The sequence below is a fragment of the Ferroacidibacillus organovorans genome, from assembly GCF_001516615.1.
Lineage (GTDB): Bacteria > Bacillota > Bacilli > Alicyclobacillales > SLC66 > Ferroacidibacillus > Ferroacidibacillus ferrooxidans_B.
This window is the reverse complement of sequence record NZ_LPVJ01000002.1, coordinates 31,477-53,870: the sequence shown is the minus strand read 5'-3', so window position 1 is coordinate 53,870 and position 22,394 is coordinate 31,477. Positions and strand designations below refer to the sequence as shown.

The window sequence follows — 22,394 nt, the reverse complement described above, 5'->3', positions numbered from 1 at the left end:
CATGAAAGAAAATAGGTAGCGTGCGATACATCTGATGAGCGGATGGCGCGTGATGGCGCGTGATGGGTTGCAATGAGTGAAATTCATGAACGACGTTCAGGTGGAAAATCCAGGCGTTGTCCAACGAATGGGGAGACGCACGGTAACGCGCATGCCATCGCAATTCGCGTACTCGATACGGCCATTTAAATCTTCGGTTACCAGGGTCTCAACGATGCGGATTCCTAACGTTTCGCCGCTCTTGCGCAGATCAAAGCCCTGTCCGTTGTCTTGAACGACCATTCGGAGTTCGCCATCATCATACACCACGGACACCGTGATTCGGCAAGCTGTTTGGTGTTCAAAGGCGTGATCGAGACAGTTTTGAATGAGTTCGTTTAGAATTAATGCCACTGGTGTCGCCTTTTCTGACGGCAGCGAAATTTCGTCTGCCTCTACATGATATGACACGGTTCGGTCAGGATGGCCAGCAGCTTGGATCAACATCGACGCGATGGATTCTATCAACTGGCGGAGTTCAACAAATTCAATCCCGTTTTGCGAAAGCGTCTGATGCACCAGCGCGATGGTTTTGATGCGGTGGATGCTGTCATAGAACGCGGTACGGATCTCCTCTGATTCCGTCCTGCGCATCTGCAACCGCAGCAGGCTTGAGATCGTCTGAAGGTTGTTTTTAACGCGATGGTGAATCTCCTTTATAACCGCCGACTTGATGGATAGCTGGCGCTCCTTGTCGCGCAGTTCCGTAATGTCCGAGAGGAGAATCAGACCGCCTTTAAACGTTCCTTTTCGTTGAATAGAAATGGCCTTCACGAGCACGGTGTTGTCGCCAAAGGTAAACTCGCGCGCCTCTACGCCACGGTCGTGCGCGTCCTGAAGCACATGTTGTAGCACTCCGGAAAACACGGATGCGAGCGGCGAGCCCATCTCCGGCCGTGGCTGCCGTAATTTTTCGAACCATTGGCGTGCTGTAGGGTTGATGTAAGTAAATAAATGCTCCGAGTTGCACAGAATGACGCCTTCATGGATAAGGCTTGGCAGATTGATCTCAGCAACGGCGACCTCCCACAGGGTTTCGCCGAGGTCCTCCGCTGTCTGTTGGAACAAGCGTGCCGCTTGCTCTTGAATGACCTGCGTAGAGATGTCCTGTTCAAGGATTACGACACCGATGACGCGACTGCAAGAGTCTATGGCAGGTGTAGTCGAGGTGTCACCATCATGTGTGTCGGATGTGACGTTGACACTTGTTCCGAGTGCGCCTGTCGCTCTGGACCCCTGGCCTGGTCCATGAATCGGCAGGATCTTCTGCTGGATCGTGACGTTCTCGTTCGTAATGGCGCGGGTGCCAGTCACATACTTGCCAGTCTGGAAAGCATAAAAGCGCCGGGCTCGTTGTCACGCAGGATGCGTTGCCCGACAATGAACTCGGAGTAGAGGCTTTTTCCGGTTGACGGTTTAGCCTGAGCGACGACGACAGCTTGGTCTTCACGCCCTCTCCAGAGACAGTCGATAAACACGTCGGATCCATTGAGATCAGCCATCATTTGCAGATGGCCGGCGACGCGGATGATTTCCTCGATCTCGGACTCATTCAGGTCAGATTTTGTCCTGCACACGGACGTGATGAGGCTGGTCGTGGGGCAGGTGTCAGCGCTCTCCATGGAGATCACCTTCCAAGATGGCATTGATGAAAGTGTCGAGTCCTGAAGGTATCCGGCTCGCAGGGACTGACCTTGTCGCCATCGGCTCGGATGATGCAAGTCGCGCATCCCGCTCGTGTCCGGCGAGAATTTTTTTTGCAACCACTGCAAGTGATGTCTGTCGATTCATCGCTTGAGAGCGCATGCATTGGTAGGCTTCATCCTCTGTGCTCCCGCTGCGATTCATCAGCACACCTTTCGCCCGCTCGATCAGCTTACGCTCCTTCAATCGCTCCTGAAGTGCCGTCTTCTCATCAATGAGCCGCCTTAGGCGCGCAGCTTGGGCAAGGGCTATTTCAATCGCTGGTGCGAGGTCCGACTCTGTGATGGGCTTGACCAAGTATCCGATAATCCCGGCCTCTTTCGCACCATCAATAAACTGCGACTGGTTGTATGCTGTAAGCAAGAGGATGGGGATGCGCCACGTTTGATAGATGATTCGGCTAGCGGTAATACCGTCCATTTTTGGCATCTTAATGTCCATCACAATGAGATCTGGCTGGTGGCGCAGCGTCTGCTCAAGGGCAGTTTCGCCGTTCGACGCCTCTGCAACAACGTTGTAGCCCTCGAGCATTAGCATTTCACGAATATCCATGCGAACGATCGATTCATCATCCACCAGGATGATGCGGGCTTTAGGGTTCATATCTCGATCCTCCTCAGTAGTAGAAAGTTTCTCGACTTTTTATTTAATTTTACTGTTAATTTCGAATACATCAATCGAAGATTCGCTGGATCCGACAAATTCCTGTTAGAGCAGTCTCATTGGCCTAGAATTTAATTTAGTGGCGTTACATTGCGGTTTTGCTAGAAATAGTTGCTCGTGATGCCGCCGTCGACGACGATGACCGCGCCGTTTGTCCAATCCGACTCGTCCGATGCGAGGTAAAGCGCGCAGTTCACGATATCTTCCGGTCGGCCAAAGCGTCCGCTCGGTTGGCGGTTCAGACGGATTCGCTTTGCCTCATCGTCCTTTAGTAGCCATTCCGTCATGAGTGGTGTCTCGATAGGGCCAGGGCAGATTGCGTTTGAACGCACACCCTGCGGTCGGAATTGGATAGCGAGTGACTTGGTCAGCGAAATCACAGCGCCTTTTGACGCCGTGTATGCGTCTTGCGGCACGCTGCAACCGACCATCGCGACGAAAGACGCGATGTTGATGATGGATCCTGACTTTTCCTCCAACATGTGCGGAATGACGTACTTGCAGGTCAGGAAGATACTGCGTACGTTGACCGTCATGACCTTGTCCCACATCTCGACGCTTGTGTCGAGGACGGAGTGGTCCGCTTCTGGCATGATTCCGGCATTGTTATAAAGCACGTCCAGTCGCCCAAATGTCTTGACCGTAGCGGCGACTGCGGTTTTTACACTCTCCTCATTTGACACGTCACACGCGAAAAACTTTGCATCGCCGCCCCGCGCGCGGATAGACTCTTCTGCCTTCTGACCGATCGCCTCGCTTATCTCGAAGATTGCGATCCGGCCCCCTTCCTCGGCGAATCGCTCTGCGGCTTTGAGACCCATGCCTCCACCTGCACCGGTGATCACACATACCTTATCTTTCAATCGCATGTTCGTCTGCCTCCTTATCCTGGTTAGGGGATCTTCCTATTCAGAGTGCCTGCTGGTTGTAAGAGCTTCATTCAGATCCGGCGTAGCGCATCCATGTTTTCTCTGCTGCATACTAAACCCGCTCAAAGTAGCGCCGCTTCTCCCAGTTCGTGACGACCTGGTCGTAAGCACGTTGTTCTACGCGTGCGGCATTTAGATAGTGTTGATAAACATTCTCGCCGAAAGCATTCTTTGCAAACTCGCTTTCTTCGAACGCCCGGATGGCTTCGTACAGCGAGGTCGGCAGAGACTCGGCACGGACATCTCGCGCCACATACCCGTTGCCGACCCACTCCGGAGGCAACACGAATCGGTTTTCAATTCCGTCGAGCCCGGCGGCCAGCATCGCAGCGGTCGCGAGATACGGGTTCGTGTCTGCGCCCGGGAAGCGGTTCTCGATGCGCTTGCCGCTGCCGTGTCCGACGACGCGCAGCCCGCAGGTGCGGTTGTCGACGCCCCAGACGATGTGCGTTGGAGCCCAACTCGCTGTCATGAATCGTTTGTACGAATTCACATAGGGTGCGAACAATATGGATAGTTCGCGCATATGAACAATCAGGCCGGCGAGGAAGTGACGCATCACGTCCGCCATCTGGTGCAGGTCAGACGATGAATCATAGAAGGCATTGACGCCCTTTTGATCCCACAGACTCAAGTGGATATGGCTGCTCGATCCCGTCCACGAATGATCCGGTTTCGCCATGAAGGAGACGGCGCGGCCGTTTTGGATCGCCATTTCCTTCGCGCCGTGCTTGAGTAGTACATGTCGATCGGCGGCCTCCAGCGCGTCAGTATAGTAGGCGTTGATCTCGTGCTGGCCCACTCCGGCCTCACCTTTTGTACCTTCAATCGGTATCCCGGCCAAAGAGAGCTGCTTACGGAGCTTTGCGTAGAATGGTTCGTTGCGCGATGCCTGCAGAAGCTGATAGTCCTCGTAATAGGTGCCAGCGAGCGCAAGGCTTTGGTAGTTCTTCGCGTGTGCCGCGTCGTACGACTCATCCAACAAATAAAATTCGAGTTCGGATGCTATTTTCACGGTGAAGCCGAGATTCGCTGCGCGCTCTAGTTGGCGCCGCAAAACGGTGCGAGGAGCGACTGCGATGAGGTTACCTGCGTGATCGGTCACGTCTGATAGAACAATTGCCGTTTTTTCATGCCACGGAAGCGTGCGTACCGTCGACCAGTCCGGGCGCGCCGTCCAGTCGCCGTATCCCTGTTCCCAACCCATGTCCGGAAAACCAGGCGGTGTATTCAACTCCATATCGGTTCCGAGCAGGTACACGCAGAAGTGAACACCGTCCTCAATGACATGGTCGAGTGTGTACTGCCCGGTCAAGCGCTTTCCAACAAGTCTCCCTTGCATGTCGCAGAAGGCGACGATGACCGTTTCAATCGCGCCCGAGCGGATCTGCTCAATGAGATGGTCGAGTGCTGTGGTGCTCTTGTTGTTTTGTGTTCCCATCGCTGCGTCCCCTTCACGAATGATCAAAGTGTGAGCGAGATGTACTTAATCTCCATAAACTCTTCGAGACCGTGGTGACCGCCTTCCCGGCCTTGACCGCTCTGCTTGATCCCGCCGAACGGCGCCTGCGGTACACTAAGCGAGGCACTGTTGACGCCGACCATACCGAATTCAAGCTGCTCGGATACTTCGAATACGCGTCGGACATCTTTGGTAAATACGTAGGCGGCGAGTCCAAACGGGGTGGCATTTGCCAGGGCGAGCACTTCTTCCTCTGACGAAAAAGTGACGATGGGTGCGACGGGTCCGAATACTTCTTCCTGCGCGATTCGCATTTCCGTCGTGACGCCGGTCAAGACCGTGGGTGAGTAAAACGATCCTTTCTGGTACGGCGTTGCGGTCAGACAACTGCCGCCGACTTCTACTTTGGCGCCCTGTTGCACAGCTTCCTGAACCAACTTGTCGACGAACGCCACGGCTCGGTGGTCGATTACGGGTCCGAGTTGAACGCCCTCTTCCAGACCGTTGCCGACCTTGAGGCTAGCCACTTTTTGCGCCACCATCCTTGAGAAGCGTTGCGCAATATCCTCGTGCACGTACATCACATTGATTCCATTGCACATCTGTCCACAGTTTTCAAACTTGTTGCCGACTGCGGCCGCGACCGCGGCATCGAGGTCGGCGTCCGGAAAGACGATGAAGGGTGCATTACCGCCGAGCTCAAGCGACAGACGCTTGACCTGCTCTGCGGATGCGCGGATGAGCAGCTTGCCGACTTCGGTTGATCCCGTGAATGACACCTTGCGCACCTGGGCGTTTGTCATAAACTCTTCGCCAATCTCGCTCGCTTTTCCCGTTACCAGGTTGATGACCCCTGCAGGAAAGCCTGCCTCCTGTGCAAGTGCGACGAGCGCCACGGCAGTAAGTGGCGTCTGGCTGGCCGGCTTCAGTACGACCGTGCAGCCTGCGGCGAGCGCCGGCGCCCCTTTGCGCGCGATCATCGTTCCTGGGTAATTCCACGGCGTGATGAGGGCCGTGACGCCGACGGGCTGCGGAATAACAAGAATTCGCTTATTGCGCGCGAGCGCTGGAATGGTTTCTCCATAAGCTCGCTTGCCTTCCTCCGCATACCACTCGATGAACATCGCTACGCCTTCCGCTTCTTCGAGAGACTCTGACAGGGGTTTGCCTTGCTCACTTGTGAGAATTCGTGCGAGGTGATCAGCGTTGTCGCGGATACGCGCGGCCCAGGCGTGCATGAAGACTGCCCGTTGCGCAGGTGTCCTGGCAGCCCATTCACGCTGTGCCCGATGGGCGGCTTCAATGGCTTTTGCGGCCTGCGCCGCGCCCCCGTTCGGTACGCGGCCGACTACCTCGCCGTTTGCGGGGTTGATGACGTCGATCGCTCCGCTTGTTGACGGTTCCCACGCCCCACCGATAAAATGCGCATTGCGGTTGACGAGATTCGATAGATTCAATGGACTTGTTGTCTGTTGCATAGATCCCATTTCTACGTTGCCTCCTCATTCATCGAGTTTCAACGGGGCACCTATCGGCAATTGGAGTTGATTCGTCGTGACCGACGGTTCCTCGTCAATTTCCCGGATCGGTCCGTGGAACCAGTTTTTCACGCTACTGAACCACCAAGGCACGAGGAAGGCAAATACGATGAGCAGAACCACCGGGGTAAAGTTGAAGTTAGACAGCGTCACCGGTCCCACGGTTGGAAGCATGAAGAGGATGCATATGAAGATGACCCAAGCGACAGACCACCAACCTAGAAACACACCCCACTTGCCGAGTTGAAACGAACCCTGGGGCATACGTTCCGGGTGGATCCGGCGAAGAAACACCGGCGTTACGTACGCGACGTAGAGCCCAATCGTGGCGATTGAAGTGACGGCTGCGTAGATCACGGTGCTGAACAGGGCTGGCAAGGCCAGAATGAAGGCGCAGACGACGGCGAGCCAAATGGCGTTCGTGGGGACGTGTTTTTCTTTGTTGATCTTGCTCCACTTCTTCCAGCCGGGCATACCGCGATCACGCGCAAAGGCGTAGATCATGCGAGAGTTTGCGGTAATCGATGCGGTCCCGCAGAAGAACTGGGCACACAGCGCGATGATAAAGAGCGCGGTTCCGATTGACACGCCAAGACGTGTGGTCAGGATGTACAGAACCGGATTCGTAGAATCCATGGTTTTGGTCAGGTCAGGTATCGCGAAGACAAGTCCCATCAGGAGTACGTAGCCTGCGATGGCAGACACGGCAACCGACAGGATGATCCCGCGGGGTGCGTTCTTGTCCGCACCGACGGTCTCCTCGGACACGTGAGCTGATGCGTCATAGCCAGTGAATGTGTATTGGGCGAGTAGCAGACCGATAAGAAATCCATACCAGTTGGGAAATCCGCTCGATGATTGATTCGTGGTGTAAGCGAAGTGCCAGGGATGCGGATGGATCGGTGCAAAAAACAGTACGGCCGCAACGATGATGACCACGCCAATCATATGCCACCAGGCGCTAATGGAGTTTAGGGTCGAGACGACGTTGACACCTGCGAAGTTGAGGAATGCGCCGATGAGCAAAATGATGGCGTAGATGACGAGCGTAGCGATGGCACCAGCATGGCCGCTGGCCGGAAAGCCTGGCACGAACTGGTTGATAAGCGCATCTACGAAAATGGAGAGACCGTAGACGATTCCGGCGGTGATTGCCACTTGGCCAATCAAGTTGAACCAAGCTGTAAACCAGCCCCACGCCGGACCGCCAAGTTTACTTGCCCAATAGTAGAGGCCGCCAGCCGTGGGGTAGGCGGATGCGATCTCTGCCATGGATAAGGCCACGGGCATCACACATAGGGCTACGATGGGCCACCCGATAGACGCGGCAGTTGTACCAGCGCTGGTCAGGCCGAAGGAGAATAAAGTGAGGCATCCTGATAAAATGCTGATGATGGTAAATGAGATCGCAAAGTTCGAAAATCCTCCCATCGCCCGCGCCAGATCTTGCCTGTACCCGAGCTTGTGAAGCATTTCCTCGTCATGCCTTGACTGCTCCACGGAGTGACGTGCCACATTCTTCACCTCTTTCTGTTAGATTCGAAGTCCCGCATCGTCGCCTTGAGTGGTCGCTCATATGATTGAAGAATCGAGGCGAATGAGAACGGCGCGACCGATTGCGCGTGCGAATAGACTCCCATACAACGCACAGCGCCCAACACAGCCATCATCCGAGAACAATGGGAGTGTTGGGCGCCGTTGCCCAATCGATTTTCTTTTTAATTTATTGGTCACAGAATACTAAATATTCATCCTGTTTGCAAGGATTATCTTTCAGATATCGCGCCAGTACCTAAGGCCCACTAGTAAAGGATCAACGTTTGAGTTGTCGATTCTGCACGATGAATTTATGGTAAACAGCCTGTCAAATGACATTTAAAATTGACGGGGTGGTAACAACTGTTTATCATGAATTAACATGTGTAAAACGAGGTGTCGATGTGACTGAGTTGGGGCGGAGCAAGAAACAGGAAGTTCTGCAATGGATTCGTGAAAACCCGTTTATCTCCCAACAAGATTTGGCTGACCGCCTGCACCTATCAAGACCTGCGGTAGCGGCTTATATCTCTGCGCTTATCAAAGAGGGAGAGATTCTCGGCAGGGCCTACGTGTTGCCACAGCGAGGACATATTTTGTGCATCGGCGGTGCGAATGTAGATCGAAAAATTCAAGCCTATGAACCGATCCAACTTGGCACGTCGAACCCTTCTTTTGTTGTTGAGTCCTATGGCGGTGTTGCTAGAAATATTGCCGAAAATTTGACGCGCCTCGGGTTGCCCACGTCGCTTGTCACCATGGTTGGCCTCGATAAAGAAGCCGATAGGTTACTCTCTTACCTTGCGGGCCTTGGCACGGATGTTAGCCAAGTGATCAGGTCGACAGCACACCGCACGGGCACGTATACCGCGGTGCTCGACGTCGATGGGAGTATGACGGTTGCGCTCGCTGACATGGGCATTTACGACGACTTTACCGTCGAGCAGTTGGCACCGAGATTGCGGGTGCTGCAACAAGCTGCGATGGTCATCGTCGACACGAACTTGCCGACAGAGGCGCTTGCCTATGTCATTGCGGAGTCGACAAAGAAAGGCGCTTTACTCATTGTTGCTCCGGTGTCAAGCCCTAAAGCCAAGCGCTTGCCGAGGAACCTTGGCGGAATTCATACGTTGATTGCCAATCGTGATGAATTGGCGGCAATTTCGGGTATTCCAATTGATAAAGAGGAAAGCATTTACGCCGCATGTGCCGCACTGAAAGAGCGGGGTTGCCGGACCGTTGTCGCAACCATGGGTAAGGATGGTGTGGCGTGGCTAGACGAGGCAAATATCTTTGGCACACTGCCGGCAGAGAGCATCGAGGTTGTCGATGTGACAGGTGCAGGGGATGCATTTGTGGCTGGCTTTTGCTTTGCGATGGCGAGCGATGCGAAGACCAAACAGGCATGTCAATTTGCCACTCGACTGACAGGCCTAACCTTGGTGACAAAAGAAACCGTGTCTACAGAAATCAAACCACATGAGGCGCGCGCCTGGTTGACAAAAATTCTATAGATCATCTAGGAGAGATGGAAGATATGAATCAATCGTTGATCCAATGGTTGCATTTTTCTGATGAAGTAAAAGAGGCAAAGAGAACTAAAAAGCCAATCGTCGCACTGGAGTCGACCATTATTTCACATGGCATGCCTTATCCTACGAATGTACAAACGGCAAAGGAAGTCGAGGCTATTATCCGAAGTCACAATGCGGTTCCAGCGACGATTGCAATTTTGAATGGGAAAATCCATATCGGACTCTCCGATGAGAATCTAGAATGGCTCGGATCTCCCGAGAATCGGGACAGTATCGCAAAAGTCAGTCGCCGTGATTTGGCTTTTGTTCTCGCGCAAGGACAGAGTGGCGCGACAACGGTTGCTGCAACGATGATATGCGCAAAGCTCGCGGGGATCAACGTATTCGTCACGGGAGGAATTGGCGGTGTCCATCGCGGCGCCGAACAAACGATGGACATTTCTGCAGACTTGACCGAACTCGCGCAGACCAATGTTGCCGTCGTTTGTGCAGGGGCAAAGTCCATCCTCGACATTGGGTTGACACTTGAGTACCTTGAGACACATGGCATTCCGGTCGTTGGCTACAAGACCACTGAGTTTCCGGCATTCTACAGCCGCACAAGCGGATTCCAGACAAACTTTTCGCTTGGCAGTCCAGAGGAATTAGCTTTGTTCCTGCACACGAAGTGGGAACTCGGACTCCATGGCGGGGCTGTCATTGCGAATCCTGTTCCTGAGGAATCCGCAATGGATGCGAAGGAAATTGAGGAAGTCATTACAAAAGCGCTGAGCGAAGCGCATCGGCTAAACATCAAAGGCAAGGACGTAACCCCTTTTCTTCTTGATAAAATTAAAGAACTGACCGATGGCAAAAGCCTGGAGACCAATGTGGCGTTGGTAAAGAACAATGCGCATGTGGGTGCACAGTTGGCTGTAAAACTTGCAAAGTAACATTCCCCTATTGTGTGACCCTTGACAGCATTTACGGCGGTTGACCTGTCCGCAGTCGTCGGGCACGACGTGAGTTGGCAGGGTGTGACGCACTCATTTGCCTTTCGACGGACATAAAATGATCGACACCATCGAATTCTTTAACTATGTCTTCTGGAGGAGGGAAAGGAAAAATGGATGAGTCCATGTTCCAATCAACTCAAAAGACAGAAAAAGACCCCGTGTCTACGCAAAAGGTATCTCGCGGGAAGTTGTCACCACCATCATCACCGATTATCATCGTGCGCGGCACGCACGCGGTTCGCAAACGTCATACCACTTTTTGGTTGATTTCTGCCCTGGTCGTCTGTGTGATGACGATCGTGGCCATATGGATGACCAGCGTCAGCGGCGCTTTGTCTCATGTTCAATCGGCAGTGACCCAAAACGGCGCAATATTGTCACAACAGCAGGCGCACCTGGATGTGATCAGTCAAACGCTTGCAGAGATTTCCAATTCGCTCTCTCGCCTTAGAGCGCAAATGAGTAACTTGTTTACCACCATCATCTCACTGCTCAGTCACCATCTTCAGTAACAACCATTTCGTTTGTGCGCATCGTAAAGATTGAGTACAAACCAGGTTTCGGTAGAGTTTGTCTGAGTTCTCAGGCTGTCGAGAAAATCTCGGCAGCCTTTTCTTGCCAAATGTGTCGTAAAGCCGCATGCTTTAGCATGGGGATGTTCAATGTCTGTCTATATGCAAAGATCAAAGTGCACACAGTGGAGCTACGATAAAGTGGGGGACACAAAAAAGAAAGAAATTGGGCTGGATGGATGGCTGAAAAAAAGTGGTTTACCGCAATTTGGTATGCTAGACTAGGATTAAAATGAAAAAGGCAAACCAAACGAAAGTTCGGGGCGCAAAACTACAGGGGCTAAAGCGTAAAGTGCTATGCCAGCCAGTTGCCAAACATAGTGTGATGTTGGCGATTAGCGAGCTTCTGTAAGCTCGTTTTTTTGTTTGGTAAAAGGGGAGATCACTCATGGAAAAGAAATCGCTTCTTCTTGGTACGGTCGTAGGAACCGTCGTTGGTTCGATGTTAGCCGGCAGTTTTGTCTTTGCGGCAACAAATGCTGTGCAAGCACAAAAGGAAACGGTGAGTTATGATGGCATCAAAGGAACCGGCCTCGTTTATGATGGTACAACCTATGCTGAATTGTACGCGGTTCAGCAAGTCCTGAAAAAAGAGGGTCTTGTAAATCATTGGACGGGCTCATCATTTGTCATGGATTCTACGACAAAGAGCAATGCGGAATTGGCGACACAAAACCAACAACTCTCTCAGCAAGTAAATAATCTAAAAAGCATTTTTAAAAACCTGAAGAAAATTCCTGCTGGTGAGCAACAGCAAATTCTAAATACACTATCCTCGGTTGTTTCTTCGAGTCAAGGGAGTTCCACGCTTCAAAATGTGGCTCAAGGGCTTCAAAAGTCGGTTACGGAGACCGTTTATAGTTCTGGTGTGGCCAATACGGTAATACAAAACTTAATCAATGGGGTCGTAGGACAAGGAGTATCTCCTGCGTCGAGCAAAAATGCCTCCTCGACATTCGGGAATAAAGTTTCTGGATCTTCAGCATCCGGTGTTAACCAAGGTGCCTTAACTCATCCTTCGACAGTAAAAAATAGCCATTCTAGGCATTGATGGATCTGAAGTTTGAAAGTATAGATCAGACAGGCTTCGTGCAAATGGAGCCTGTCAATTTATCCTGATGAGGCAAGAAGTCTCTTATCCTCTATAGGTGGGAGATGAATTGCTGCTTTGTCCCCGTATTCCTCCTGTTGAATGTTTTCTCAGCAAACTCATTCTACCAAAGAAGGACGAGATGGTACTTTCCATATTATGTAACCCAGTGCGTCCGCTGAATTTACACCAATTATACGGACTCAACTCTTGAATCATTGAGCTTGAAAATGAAATACATAAAGTCGTAGTCGATTTATGCAAATACCGATTATAATTGACGTAATAGAAGGAATAGTCTATCGGATCGTGGTGAAAATAAAACCGGGGAAGGTGCACGTCGTGAGTTTAACGAATGACGTAACCGCATCTGTTCGCAGGGCTCGCCGCAACACCCTATCAGATTTGCTTCACCGTAGTCGAATGAGGGCGCCTGATCGCCTGGCCTTGGTGTATAAGGACGAAAGACTGTCTTATGTAGAGTTTGACGACAGGGTAAACCAGACTGCATGGGCGTTGTCTGAGGGTGGGGTGGGGTACGGAACCGTGACAGCCGTGCTATCCCGCAATAGTATGGATTTTGCTGTAGTCAACTTCGCTTTAGCGCGGCTTGGTGCGGTCATGGTTCCCATGAACTACATGCTCACGGTGACCGATCTGGCCTATATTCTTCAACACTCGAATGTTCAGGTTTTCCTGGCTTCAATTGAGTTTGCTGAATTTCTCGATCAAGCCAGTAAACGATCAAATATTTCCATTTCCAATCGTTACTTGATGGATACGCAATTTGCACCTTCCAAATTGGCCCATTGGCACCCCTTGGGTGCATGCCGTGAGCGGATGCCAACTGATTTGTTTGAATCGAATGTGTCAGATGAAGATGTTGCACACATTCTTTACACAAGCGGAACAGAATCGAAACCCAAAGGAGTTATGTTGACGCACGCCAACTTGGTGAGTGAATACGTAAGTACGCTCATTGATGGAGGGATGGAGGCACGTGATGTTGCCATTCATGCATTGCCGTTGTATCACAGTGCACAGTTACACGGTTTTCTGGGGCCAGGGATTTATATCGGATCGACCGGCGTAATTCTTCCTGGAGCAGCACCCGACGTCATACTGGAAACGATAGAGCAGGAGAAAGTGACTCAGTTATTTTGCCCACCAACGGTTTGGATTGCCTTGTTGCGTCACCCTGATTTTGCGAAACGCGATTTGTCCTCCCTGGAAAAATGCTATTACGGTGCAGCCATTATGCCAAGAGAGGTTTTGAAAGAGTTGTCCATCCGCTTGCCGCAGGCAAAGTTCTGGAATTTTTATGGACAGACGGAAGTGGCTCCGCTTGCCACCGTATTAAAGCCTGAAGATCAAATGCGAAAGATTGGGTCTGCCGGGAAACCAGCCCTGAACGTGGAGACTGGAATTGTCGATGAAGACGGGCGAGAGGTGCCACGCGGAACGATGGGAGAAATCGTCCATCGAACAAGTCATGCGATGCTTGGGTATCTCCATAATCTGGAGAAAACCGCGGAGGCGTTCCAAGGTGGTTGGTTCCACAGTGGGGATCTTGGAGTGATGGATGAAGAAGGGTACATTACGGTCGTCGATCGCAAAAAGGACATGATAAAGACCGGAGGTGTCAATGTTTCGAGTCGAGAAGTGGAAGAGTTTCTTTATACCATCGATGGGGTGTCCGAAGTGGCCGTCATTGGAGTTCCCGACTCGTACTGGATTGAGGCGGTAACTGCGGTTATTGTACCAAAGATTGGCGCGTCCCTAGACATGGAAACGATCTTCGTGGCCTGCAAAGATCATTTGTCCAAGTTCAAGGTTCCAAAGCATATCGTTCTGGCTGAAGCACTGCCGAAAAATCCGAGTGGCAAGATCCTCAAGCGAGAACTTCGGGAAACCTATCAGGGTTTAAGTAAGAGTGAGCATGCCGGAAGTTAAAGAATTTTCACAAATAAACAGGTGCCTGAGGTCGCAGATTGTAGCAACCAGGCACCGCCTGCATTGTCTTGAATATTATTATGTATTATGTCAACGGGATGGACATTTCCCCTCATGAAATCCCCAAAGCTTGAAGGGGTATGCACCTTACGTGGCTGATTACTCACGGTATCTTCCAGCAGAGACGACGATTCGCGCGACTTTTTGGTATTCCTACATTGGTGTGGCCATCTCGAATATCTGGATGATGAGGCTGGGTGCGATCGTTCAGCATGAAATTAGATTGTTGACAACAAGATAGCTGTAGAATTAGTATGTATAAATAAATCCGTATATGCGGATACAATGGTTTATTGTGAATAAAAATAGGTGATGCTCTTGAATCCGCAGCAACACGAATTGGGTATTAAACCGAATCTGCAGCAGTTTTTGTGGCTTGTATTCATGACGGTTTTGGTCGGGATGACCGTTGGACTGGAAAGAACCGTCGTTCCGCTACTCGGTAAAAATGTGTACCATCTCTCTTCTTTAACGCTCCTCTTTGCCTTTATCATTGCCTTTGGCGCAACGAAAGCTGTACTCAATTTAGTGGCGGGTCAGGTCTCTGACAAATTTGGCCGCAGACCTATTTTGATTGTTGGCTGGCTGCTAGCGGTTCCCATGCTTTTGCTGCTCCTGTTTGTTCACAGCTGGACGGCAGTGGTTGTCGCCAACTTTTTTCTTGGCGCGAACAAGCCTTTGCCTGGACGATGACAGTCACGCAACAACTTGATCTTGCAGGACCGAAACAACGTGGACTGGCGATGGGTATCAACGAAGCGACTGGGTATATTGGCGTTGCGATTTCGACCGTGCTCACGGGAATGATTGCGGCACGCTATGGACTTTTACAAGCCCCGTTTGTGTATGGCGCGTTCGTGGCGGTCTTAGGATTTGGTATAAGTCTTTTGATCATTCGGGAGACGCGCGGTCATGTAATGAAAGAAGCGGGTGCTGAACATGTGAAACGATCTTCGGATAAAAAAAATACATCCAAAGAGATGGGTATTGGACATCTTCTGTGGACGACTACCTTTGCGAATCCTACACTGTCAGCCTGCAGCCAAGCCGGATTGGTCAACAAGCTCGCAGATACAATGGTCTGGGCGATGCTGCCGTTGTACCTTGCGGAGTTGCACGTGACCATCCTCCACATCGGCATGATTGGTGGAACCTACACGGTGGTGTGGGGAATTGCACAGTTTGGGACAGGCCTTTTGTCTGATGTCACGGGCAGAAAGTTGCCGATTGTAACAGGGATGGGCTTACTCGGACTAGGCATTCTGGCGTTCGCCCTTGGTCACAATGTGACATGGTGGATGGTCACCGCGGCCGTGATGGGACTTGGGATGGCACTGCTCTACCCCAATTTGAACTCGGCTGTGGCTGACGTCGCTCCCCCGGAAATGCGCGGGGGTGTTCTCGGGGTGTACCGCTTGTGGCGTGACGGGGGATATGCGATTGGCGGGCTCCTACTTGGCTATACCATTCATTCTGTGGGTATGCTCCACAGTTTGAATCTGATCGGATGGATTGTGCTTCTTTCGATGGCTGTAGTCCTATTTCGGATGAAGGAGACACACCCGCGCCGTTCGCCAGGCCACTCATGAATTTGGATGGGAACTGCAACGTCTCTCGCAGGTGCGCTGGCTGTCGCATTTTTGGCGCCGCGTGTGTTTTGTAGAATGGGGTTTTTCAGCGTATGGCTTGCGTTGCTTCTTTTCTGGGTGACGAATGGTGATTTTCATGTATCCACTTTATAATAAGAGAATCTGGATGTGCTACCCACAACCGCTCAAAGTCAGGGCGTCTCGCGGGCTGAGCACGACGCGGATGGAGAGATATCCTCCGAGAGTTGAATTGCGATGCATGCTTCACAGCTTGCAAAGATGAGGTGAGTCGCGTAAATCCACTTATTTATGGAAGTCTTGTCATATTGACGACTGCTTTAATGGGATCATCCTTTGCGGTTGGGAAGATTGGGCTCGAATATGTATCCCCCTTGTTGCTGGTGGGGATTCGATTCACGTTGGCGGGGATGCTCATGGCGCTGTTTGTTCTGAAACGCCGTCATCCGGGCTCCTTGGCAGCTTGGCTTCGGGTTTTTACAATCGGCCTCTTTCAGAGCGCTGGCGTTATGGGCTGTATTTTCATCAGTCTCAGAACCATCACCGCAAGTGAATCGTCAATTCTTACATTCATGAATCCCCTGTTTGTGGTCATCTTTGGGACATTATTTACAAAAACACGTTACCGTCTCATTCAGTGGGTTGGTGTCACTCTTGGATTTATCGGGGTGTTTGTCACACTTGGATTTCATCTTCATCTCCATTTTGGAACGCTGCTTGGTCTTTTAGGTGCAGTATCCTGGGCTGTTGCGACGCTGCTTATCAAACGGTGGGGTCCCCAGATTGATACATGGGTGTTGACCGCGTACCAAATGTTGTTTGGAGGCCTCTTGCTCCTCATCGGCAGTGTGACACTGGAACAACCTCATATCTCGTTTAACGTGGTTTCAATTTCCATTTTGGTGTGGCTTTCCATCATGGCATCCATTGTTCAATTTGCGATTTGGTTCTACTTACTACAACACGGCGATCCGGGAAAGACCAGCGCTTTCTTGTTTCTCGCACCGTTTTTTGGGGTTCTTTCTGGATGGCTGATTCTTGGTGAACCTGTCAGAGATACCGTTTTGATTGGGGGATTTTTCATCTTTGCGGGTATCTTCCTTGTGAATTGGCCTGAATCGAAGAAAAAGAGGGCATGGTTGACAGATTGAACGTATGCCATTAAGAGAAGAAGGAAGGGATCATCCTGGAACTGCAATCCGCGTTGTCCGAGTTATTGCCAGATCCCGAGCAGGTGAGTGTGGGTGAGACAATCCGCGATCATCACGGACAGGATTTGAGTTACGTACGTAAAGGCTTGCCGGATGTCGTCGTTTTCGCCAGATCAAAAGAAGACGTGAGCCGGGTGTTGGCGTTTGCGGATTCGCACCGTCTACCCGTCACACCATGCGGTGTGCGAACAAGCCTCGAAGGTCACGTCATTCCTGTTGAGGGCGGTGTGAGCCTCGATTTGACGCAAATGAATCAGATTCTTGAGATTCGTCCAAGAGATTTTTTGGTACGCGTTCAACCTGGCGTTACACGCATGCAGTTAAACAAAGCGTTGAAACCCTATGGCTTGCAGTTTCCGCTTGATCCTGGCGCTGACGCAACACTTGGCGGTATGGCTGCAACCAACGCGAGTGGGACGACCGCCGTGCGCTACGGTGTGATGCGATCCCAGGTGCTTGATCTAGAGGTGGTGCTCGCAAATGGGGAGATCATCCGCACCGGTGGACTCTCGCTCAAGTCGTCGGCAGGGTATCACTTGACGGGTCTTTTTGTAGGCAGCGAGGGAACGCTTTGTGTCATTACTGAGCTTACGCTGCGCGTATACGCCATTCCGGAGACGACGGTTGCGGTGAGAGCGGTCTTCCCTCATCTTTCGGCGGCTGGCGATGCGGCGTTTGATATGATGAACTCAGGAATTGTCATCGGGCGAATTGAGCTTGTGGACGAATTCACGATGGATGCGGTCAATCGCGCCAAGGGGACATCCTATGATTTGCGTCCAACATTGTTTCTTGAATTTCATGGAAGTGACGCGGCTGTGCAGGCGGATTTGGCGATTGCCAGAGAGGTTTGTAACGATTCAGGCTGTGTCGATTTTATATTTGAGACAGAGACAGAGGCACGCAATCAGTTGTGGGATGCAAGACACGATGCTGCACTCGCCGTGATTCAGACTGCCCCGCAAAAAAAGATGAAGGTTACCGATGTTTGTGTGCCGCTTTCTGAATTGTCACAGGCCATTCGCGCGGCGCGTGCGATCATCGATGCGCATGGCATCTATGGCGCCATTTTAGGGCATGTCGGGGACGGAAACTACCATGTGATTTTTATGGTAAACCCGGAAGACGCAAAAGAGATGCGCGTGGCTGAAGAAGTGAACCGGCAGATTGTCCGCTACGCACTCGAACGCGGGGGGACATGCACGGGAGAACACGGGGTAGGTCTTGGCAAGATTGCTTATCTCGCGGAGGAACACGCAGACACACTGCCGTATATGAAAGCGCTGAAAAAACTGTTTGACCCGAATGGAATCCTCAATCCTGGGAAACTGTTCAAGCGTTTCTAATCTCTTTTTCTGAAGAATCCCCCCGCAGATCGGGGGGATTTGGTTTTGGCAAAAAGGCTTATCCTATCAATGTGCTTCCGAGCAGTCCCAACCCATAGGAAACGGTTCCCACCAGGATTCCCACAACGGTCATCTCCAGACCGCTGGACCACCAAGAACGCACGGTGACGACGCTTTTTGCGGCGCCGACGAGAAAATGCGCCAGGATGCTAACGATGGCTGCGACAATTAATGCGAGATGGCCTTGTAGAAAAAAGAAGGGAATGAGCGGAATGATGCCTCCGATCAAGGTGGATACGCCGCCATACAGAGATGAAGACCAGGGATTTCCGCGCTGTGATTCGTGGACGCCATATTTTTCCTGTGCGACGGCTTCCACGAATTTTGTTTCATCCGCAACAATGGTTGCGATGATTGCCTCTGACAAATCCTCCTCGAATCCTTTGGATTGATACGTCAGCGAAAGGATTTCGCGCTCATGGTGTGGATTGCGCGTGATATCCTCCTTTGCCTTTCGGAATCCGCTCTCCATCATTTCGTTCTCGGATTTTGTGGCCAACCATGCACCGGCAGCCATGGACAGCGTGCTTGCAAGCGCGCCAAACAAACCGGAGATCAAAATCGTTTGACCGGCTGCCGTATAACCGGCCACTCCGGCGATGATGCCAAAGATTGCACCAAGGCCGTCATTTGCTCCATAAACGGCGTCCCCCACCCAGTCAGGCGTGGAAACCTTTTTTTGTTTGCCGAGCAAATCGTCTAACCTTGCTGTTACGGAAGCTGTTGACATTTTTAATCACCCCAACATTTGATTCTGGGGAACATTATTCACTATGATTTTACGGTTAGTCAATTGTGACAAAAAAGGTTATTACGGACTATAAGATGTTGTTAGAACGGTCTAACACATAAGCAATTTTGCCGCAAGTAATCTTTTCGAAATATTAACAATTCATATACGCGAACGAAATTAATACTTTACAACCATTGTTTACACTCCAGGTAGATCGCTTGAATTTGACTGGGGGTAAAAAGGTTGTCAATCCATGTTGGTTCTCGTATGAAAAAAGCATTCGTGGCTAGCGCTTCAATTGCTTTGTTGGCATCTGTTGCAAGTGGAGATCCTTCTTATGCAAAGGAGAAACACGCGCCTTCTTCTCCCGTTGTGCACATCGTGTTTTGGTTTGGGCACTCCTCTGGGCAACTTCTTCTCGCAGATAAAGCGGAAGTAAAGCGATTCAACGAGACACACCCTGGGATTCAAGTTGATGCGCAAGTGGTGCACGCAAGCAGCAAAGGTGTCGCCGCCTTTCTCGCAGGCAAGGCGCCGAATGTGGCGATGATTGCGACAGACGCTGCACAGAATTTTATCAATGCCGGCGCACTTTTGAACTTGAAGCCGTTTCTTTCAAGCAAGAGCGGGCTGACACCTGCGCAAATTAAGAATGATTATTTCCCGGCTGTATGGAAAGATATGCAATCCGCGAATGGAAAACAGTACATTATGCCGCTCGAAAAAAAATCAGCCGTCGTTCTTTATTACAATGCAGATCTTTTTAAACAGGCTCACTTGTCTGGCGCGCCGCACACTTGGGCGCAGGTTGTCGCAGACGCCACGAAAATTACCAAGCTGAATCGAAGAGATCACGGGATTGAATGGACTCCGTCTGTTCGGCAGTTTTTTACGATGACGATGGATTTTGGCGGAACAGTCTGGAGTGATCCTGCGCATAAGCACTTCAATCTCGTGAATCCAGGCGCTGAAAAGGCTCTGTCAATGTTGCGTGACATGGTGGCAAAAAAGATCCTTATTCCAACGCAAGGCTACAACTACCAGCTCGATTTTGGAACGGGCAAGGTTGGCATGTTGATCGATGCATCTGCCGGATACACCTATGATCTCAGCTCCGTGGGCGGGAAGTTCCCTATGCTGGCCGCTCCCGCTCCTTTTGGACCTTCAGGGAGAAATTACAACTACATCAATGGTGCTTCGCTTGCCATGTTTAATGATGGGACAAAAGCACAGCAGCAAGCCTCTTTTGAATTTGTAAAGTTCATGTCCAGCCCACAAAACAACACGTACTGGAACGAACACACGAATTATTTGCCGCTTGGTCCCGCGAGTCTTTCACAAATGAGGGAATTTTACGCCAAGAAACCTGCCTGGGCCGCCTCTTACAGCAATCCGAAGTTTTGGGTGATCAAGCCGCCTTATGCGACATACAGTGCCGCAAAATCGGCGATGATGAACGACTTTATGAAGGGACTGCTGGGACAGGAATCGATTATTGTTGCGCTAAAAAATATGACGGCCAGCGGCAATCAATACATGAACGGCCAACAGAGGCTGTAGTACATGGCGATGATCAATGAAATGCGTTTGGCTCGCGTCGGGTCTTTAGAAACGGATCGGCGAGCCAAACGTCGTCGCATGCGAAAAGACCTGTGGACGGCTGTTTTGTTTCTGCTCCCGTCCCTCTTGTTTTTGACCGTCTTTGTGTATGTACCTTCCGTCATGGCGTTTGGCCTTGCATTTTGGCACTATCACTTGCTGGGTGTTCACACAACATGGGCGGGCATTTCTAATTTTACGGATGCGCTACAGTTTAACCTTTTCCAGCAGTCGCTGTGGAACACGTTCTATTTTGCCGCTTTGATGGTGCCGGGAACCCTCATTCTATCCGTGTCCATCGCCTTGCTAATCCAAAAAGCGTCACGGTATTACAGCGTGATGCGCACACTCATTTTGCTGCCATACGCCACGCCAGCCGTGGGAACGGCGATCGGATGGTTATGGATCTTTGATCCCACGTATGGGATGGCAAACGGCGTGCTGCACGGATTGGGTTTGCCGGAGTCCGGTTGGTTGCAGTCGCCCAGTATGGCCATGCCTTCGATTGTCATCTATTCTTTGTGGCACGGTGTGGGTTTTGATGTGGTGATTGTCATGTCAGCCATTGCGAGTTTGCCAAAGTCTGTCCTTGAAGCGGCAGCGATGGACGGGGCGGGCGCGTGGCGGAGATTCTGGCAAGTCACCTTGCCGCTGATTTCCCCCACCATCTTCTTTCTTGTCGTTGTCACAACGCTTGGCGCATTACAAAGTTTTGCGCAGATTTATGCATTGACAGGCGGCACCGGCGGACCGGAGTATGCGACGACCACGAGTCTTTTCCTGATTTATGAGACGGCATTTGTTTACAATCACTACTCTTACGCATCGGCTATGGCCGTGATTCTCGTTTTTGTCATCCTCGTGCTGACGCTCATCCAACGCTATATCGGAAAACGTTCTGTGTTTTATCAATAAAATGGCAGGAGCTGACAAGATGGTTCGGTTGGGCCGACGATACGTACGAGCGTTGATTTCGCTCGGGATCGGGCTTTCCTTTTTATTCCCGCTCTATATCGCACTCGTCACTTCGTTGGACACAAAGGCTGACGTGTTTCAGTTTCCGCCGCACCTCACGCTTGATGGCCGGATTGGTGTCTATGTGCGCGCATGGAACATGTTTCCCTGGATGATGTACTTCGGCAATACGCTCTTTATTGCTTTTGTGACCATCGTGATTGCGCTATCCACATCTGTGCTGGCCGCGTATGCGCTCAGTTTCATCGAGTTTCGCGGTCGGGAGTGGGTGTTTTCGCTGATCTTGGTCGTGCTGATGATCCCGAGCGAAGCGCACCTGATTCCGAATTTCGTTATTTTGGCGATGATGAACTTGATAGACACCTACTGGGCGCAGATCTTGCCTTATGGTGCATCTGTCTTTGGAATCTTTCTATTGCGACAGTTTTTTCTGTCACTCCCCAAGGATTACTGGGATGCGGCGCGCATTGATGGATGCGGCCATCTGCGCTATCTCTGGTCGGTTGCCCTGCCGCTGAGTCGGCCCATCCTCTTCACGGTTTCACTGTATATTTTTATCGGCTCGTGGAATTCGCTCATGTGGCCTCTCATGGTCACGCAGAGTCACAACGTGCAGCCCGTTGAGGTGGCGCTTGCCCACTTTCTTGATAACAACTCGGTGGATTGGCGGCGTCTTTCGGCGGCCTCGCTTTTCACGACGATGCCGGTGATTCTCTTGTTCCTTCTCCTCCAGCGCTACATCATTCGGGGGATCGCTCGCGGTGAAGGCATTCAAGGGTGACTCTTT

Annotated in this window: 20 protein-coding genes, 1 pseudogene and 1 riboswitch; of the genes and pseudogenes, 13 read left to right on the top strand and 8 right to left on the bottom strand. The window is 51.3% G+C overall.

Features of this window, described 5'->3' with window-relative positions:
• Positions 1-96: 96 nt before the first annotated feature.
• From ATW55_RS01045 to ATW55_RS01015, 7 genes are all read right to left on the bottom strand, one after another.
• Positions 97-1,353 carry a sensor histidine kinase gene (locus tag ATW55_RS01045; protein ID WP_067711145.1) on the bottom strand — a complete coding sequence of 419 codons (1,257 nt, stop codon included), beginning with the start codon at positions 1,351-1,353 and terminating at the stop codon, positions 97-99.
• Positions 1,350-1,661, bottom strand: coding sequence for a histidine kinase N-terminal domain-containing protein (locus ATW55_RS01040; RefSeq protein ID WP_067711143.1), 312 nt, complete (start codon positions 1,659-1,661; stop codon positions 1,350-1,352). Before ATW55_RS01040 ends, ATW55_RS01045 begins: the two co-directional genes overlap by 4 nt.
• On the bottom strand, positions 1,648-2,346 hold the full coding sequence (locus tag ATW55_RS01035) for an ANTAR domain-containing response regulator (protein WP_082685421.1): 699 nt from the start codon (positions 2,344-2,346) through the stop codon (positions 1,648-1,650). The genes ATW55_RS01040 and ATW55_RS01035 overlap by 14 nt, the downstream gene beginning before the upstream one ends.
• 161 nt (positions 2,347-2,507) lie before the next feature.
• Entirely contained in the window at positions 2,508-3,275 is a 768-nt protein-coding gene (locus ATW55_RS01030; protein ID WP_067711141.1) for an SDR family NAD(P)-dependent oxidoreductase, read from the bottom strand.
• Positions 3,276-3,387: 112 nt separating this feature from the next.
• On the bottom strand, positions 3,388-4,776 hold the full coding sequence (locus tag ATW55_RS01025; RefSeq protein WP_067711139.1) for a glutamine synthetase family protein: 1,389 nt from the start codon (positions 4,774-4,776) through the stop codon (positions 3,388-3,390).
• Between the two features lie 23 nt (positions 4,777-4,799).
• A complete protein-coding gene (locus ATW55_RS01020) occupies positions 4,800-6,284 on the bottom strand; it encodes an aldehyde dehydrogenase family protein (protein ID WP_082685420.1) in 1,485 nt (494 codons plus the stop codon).
• A gap of 15 nt (positions 6,285-6,299) precedes the next feature.
• A complete protein-coding gene (locus ATW55_RS01015; protein WP_201024905.1) occupies positions 6,300-7,850 on the bottom strand; it encodes an amino acid permease in 1,551 nt (516 codons plus the stop codon).
• Between the two features lie 425 nt (positions 7,851-8,275).
• On the opposite strand from ATW55_RS01015, the gene ATW55_RS01010 reads away from it, so the two are divergent.
• The 10 genes and pseudogenes from ATW55_RS01010 (at position 8,276) to ATW55_RS00975 (ending at position 18,240) form a co-directional block, all read left to right on the top strand.
• The gene (locus ATW55_RS01010) at positions 8,276-9,385 is read left to right on the top strand and encodes a carbohydrate kinase (protein ID WP_067711138.1); all 1,110 of its coding nucleotides are present in this window, start codon (positions 8,276-8,278) and stop codon (positions 9,383-9,385) included.
• A gap of 35 nt (positions 9,386-9,420) precedes the next feature.
• A complete protein-coding gene (locus ATW55_RS01005; RefSeq protein WP_272867072.1) occupies positions 9,421-10,338 on the top strand; it encodes a pseudouridine-5'-phosphate glycosidase in 918 nt (305 codons plus the stop codon).
• A 173-nt stretch (positions 10,339-10,511) separates the two neighbouring features.
• Complete coding sequence (locus tag ATW55_RS01000; protein ID WP_067711134.1) at positions 10,512-10,913, top strand: hypothetical protein; 402 nt, start codon at positions 10,512-10,514, stop codon at positions 10,911-10,913.
• 290 nt (positions 10,914-11,203) lie between these two features.
• A riboswitch (cyclic di-GMP riboswitch) is annotated at positions 11,204-11,289 on the top strand.
• A gap of 72 nt (positions 11,290-11,361) precedes the next feature.
• Entirely contained in the window at positions 11,362-12,024 is a 663-nt protein-coding gene (locus tag ATW55_RS00995) for a hypothetical protein (RefSeq protein WP_067711131.1), read from the top strand.
• Positions 12,025-12,405: 381 nt separating this feature from the next.
• Positions 12,406-14,016, top strand: a complete 1,611-nt coding sequence (locus ATW55_RS00990) for a fatty acyl-CoA synthetase (protein WP_423742938.1) — start codon at positions 12,406-12,408, stop codon at positions 14,014-14,016.
• A gap of 139 nt (positions 14,017-14,155) precedes the next feature.
• Positions 14,156-14,284, top strand: a pseudogene (locus ATW55_RS16615) (hypothetical protein); the annotation flags it as partial.
• Between the two features lie 110 nt (positions 14,285-14,394).
• Positions 14,395-14,769 (top strand): MFS transporter, encoded by a 375-nt coding sequence (locus ATW55_RS15970; protein WP_160327134.1) that lies wholly within the window; start codon positions 14,395-14,397, stop codon positions 14,767-14,769.
• The gene (locus ATW55_RS00985) at positions 14,766-15,665 is read left to right on the top strand and encodes an MFS transporter (protein WP_153004963.1); all 900 of its coding nucleotides are present in this window, start codon (positions 14,766-14,768) and stop codon (positions 15,663-15,665) included. Before ATW55_RS15970 ends, ATW55_RS00985 begins: the two co-directional genes overlap by 4 nt.
• Before the next feature lie 284 nt (positions 15,666-15,949).
• Positions 15,950-16,834: a DMT family transporter gene (locus ATW55_RS00980; protein WP_268753340.1), complete on the top strand. Its 885-nt coding sequence runs from the start codon at positions 15,950-15,952 to the stop codon at positions 16,832-16,834.
• A 35-nt stretch (positions 16,835-16,869) separates the two neighbouring features.
• A complete protein-coding gene (locus ATW55_RS00975; protein WP_067711130.1) occupies positions 16,870-18,240 on the top strand; it encodes an FAD-binding oxidoreductase in 1,371 nt (456 codons plus the stop codon).
• Positions 18,241-18,298: 58 nt separating this feature from the next.
• Here ATW55_RS00975 and ATW55_RS00970 read toward each other — a convergent pair whose 3' ends face one another.
• Positions 18,299-19,030, bottom strand: a complete 732-nt coding sequence (locus ATW55_RS00970; protein ID WP_067711125.1) for a VIT1/CCC1 transporter family protein — start codon at positions 19,028-19,030, stop codon at positions 18,299-18,301.
• A 246-nt stretch (positions 19,031-19,276) separates the two neighbouring features.
• On the opposite strand from ATW55_RS00970, the gene ATW55_RS00965 reads away from it, so the two are divergent.
• The 3 genes from ATW55_RS00965 to ATW55_RS00955 are packed head-to-tail and all read left to right on the top strand — an operon-like array spanning position 19,277 to position 22,388.
• A complete protein-coding gene (locus tag ATW55_RS00965) occupies positions 19,277-20,593 on the top strand; it encodes an extracellular solute-binding protein (RefSeq protein WP_153004962.1) in 1,317 nt (438 codons plus the stop codon).
• A 3-nt stretch (positions 20,594-20,596) separates the two neighbouring features.
• On the top strand, positions 20,597-21,547 hold the full coding sequence (locus ATW55_RS00960) for a carbohydrate ABC transporter permease (RefSeq protein ID WP_067711122.1): 951 nt from the start codon (positions 20,597-20,599) through the stop codon (positions 21,545-21,547).
• A 19-nt stretch (positions 21,548-21,566) separates the two neighbouring features.
• Positions 21,567-22,388: a carbohydrate ABC transporter permease gene (locus tag ATW55_RS00955; RefSeq protein ID WP_067711120.1), complete on the top strand. Its 822-nt coding sequence runs from the start codon at positions 21,567-21,569 to the stop codon at positions 22,386-22,388.
• Positions 22,389-22,394: the final 6 nt, after the last annotated feature.

What these genes read in the sequence shown, in the direction of transcription:
- ATW55_RS01000 (WP_067711134.1), top strand. Translation starts at nt 10,512, where the DNA reads ATGGATGAGTCCATGTTCCAATCAACTCAAAAGACAGAAAAAGACCCC.
- ATW55_RS01030 (WP_067711141.1), bottom strand. Translation starts at nt 3,275, where the DNA reads ATGCGATTGAAAGATAAGGTATGTGTGATCACCGGTGCAGGTGGAGGC.
- ATW55_RS00995 (WP_067711131.1), top strand. Translation starts at nt 11,362, where the DNA reads ATGGAAAAGAAATCGCTTCTTCTTGGTACGGTCGTAGGAACCGTCGTT.
- ATW55_RS00970 (WP_067711125.1), bottom strand. Translation starts at nt 19,030, where the DNA reads ATGTCAACAGCTTCCGTAACAGCAAGGTTAGACGATTTGCTCGGCAAA.
- ATW55_RS00960 (WP_067711122.1), top strand. Translation starts at nt 20,597, where the DNA reads ATGGCGATGATCAATGAAATGCGTTTGGCTCGCGTCGGGTCTTTAGAA.
- ATW55_RS00985 (WP_153004963.1), top strand. Translation starts at nt 14,766, where the DNA reads ATGACAGTCACGCAACAACTTGATCTTGCAGGACCGAAACAACGTGGA.
- ATW55_RS01020 (WP_082685420.1), bottom strand. Translation starts at nt 6,284, where the DNA reads ATGGGATCTATGCAACAGACAACAAGTCCATTGAATCTATCGAATCTC.
- ATW55_RS01025 (WP_067711139.1), bottom strand. Translation starts at nt 4,776, where the DNA reads ATGGGAACACAAAACAACAAGAGCACCACAGCACTCGACCATCTCATT.
- ATW55_RS01040 (WP_067711143.1), bottom strand. Translation starts at nt 1,661, where the DNA reads ATGGAGAGCGCTGACACCTGCCCCACGACCAGCCTCATCACGTCCGTG.
- ATW55_RS01035 (WP_082685421.1), bottom strand. Translation starts at nt 2,346, where the DNA reads ATGAACCCTAAAGCCCGCATCATCCTGGTGGATGATGAATCGATCGTT.
- ATW55_RS00955 (WP_067711120.1), top strand. Translation starts at nt 21,567, where the DNA reads ATGGTTCGGTTGGGCCGACGATACGTACGAGCGTTGATTTCGCTCGGG.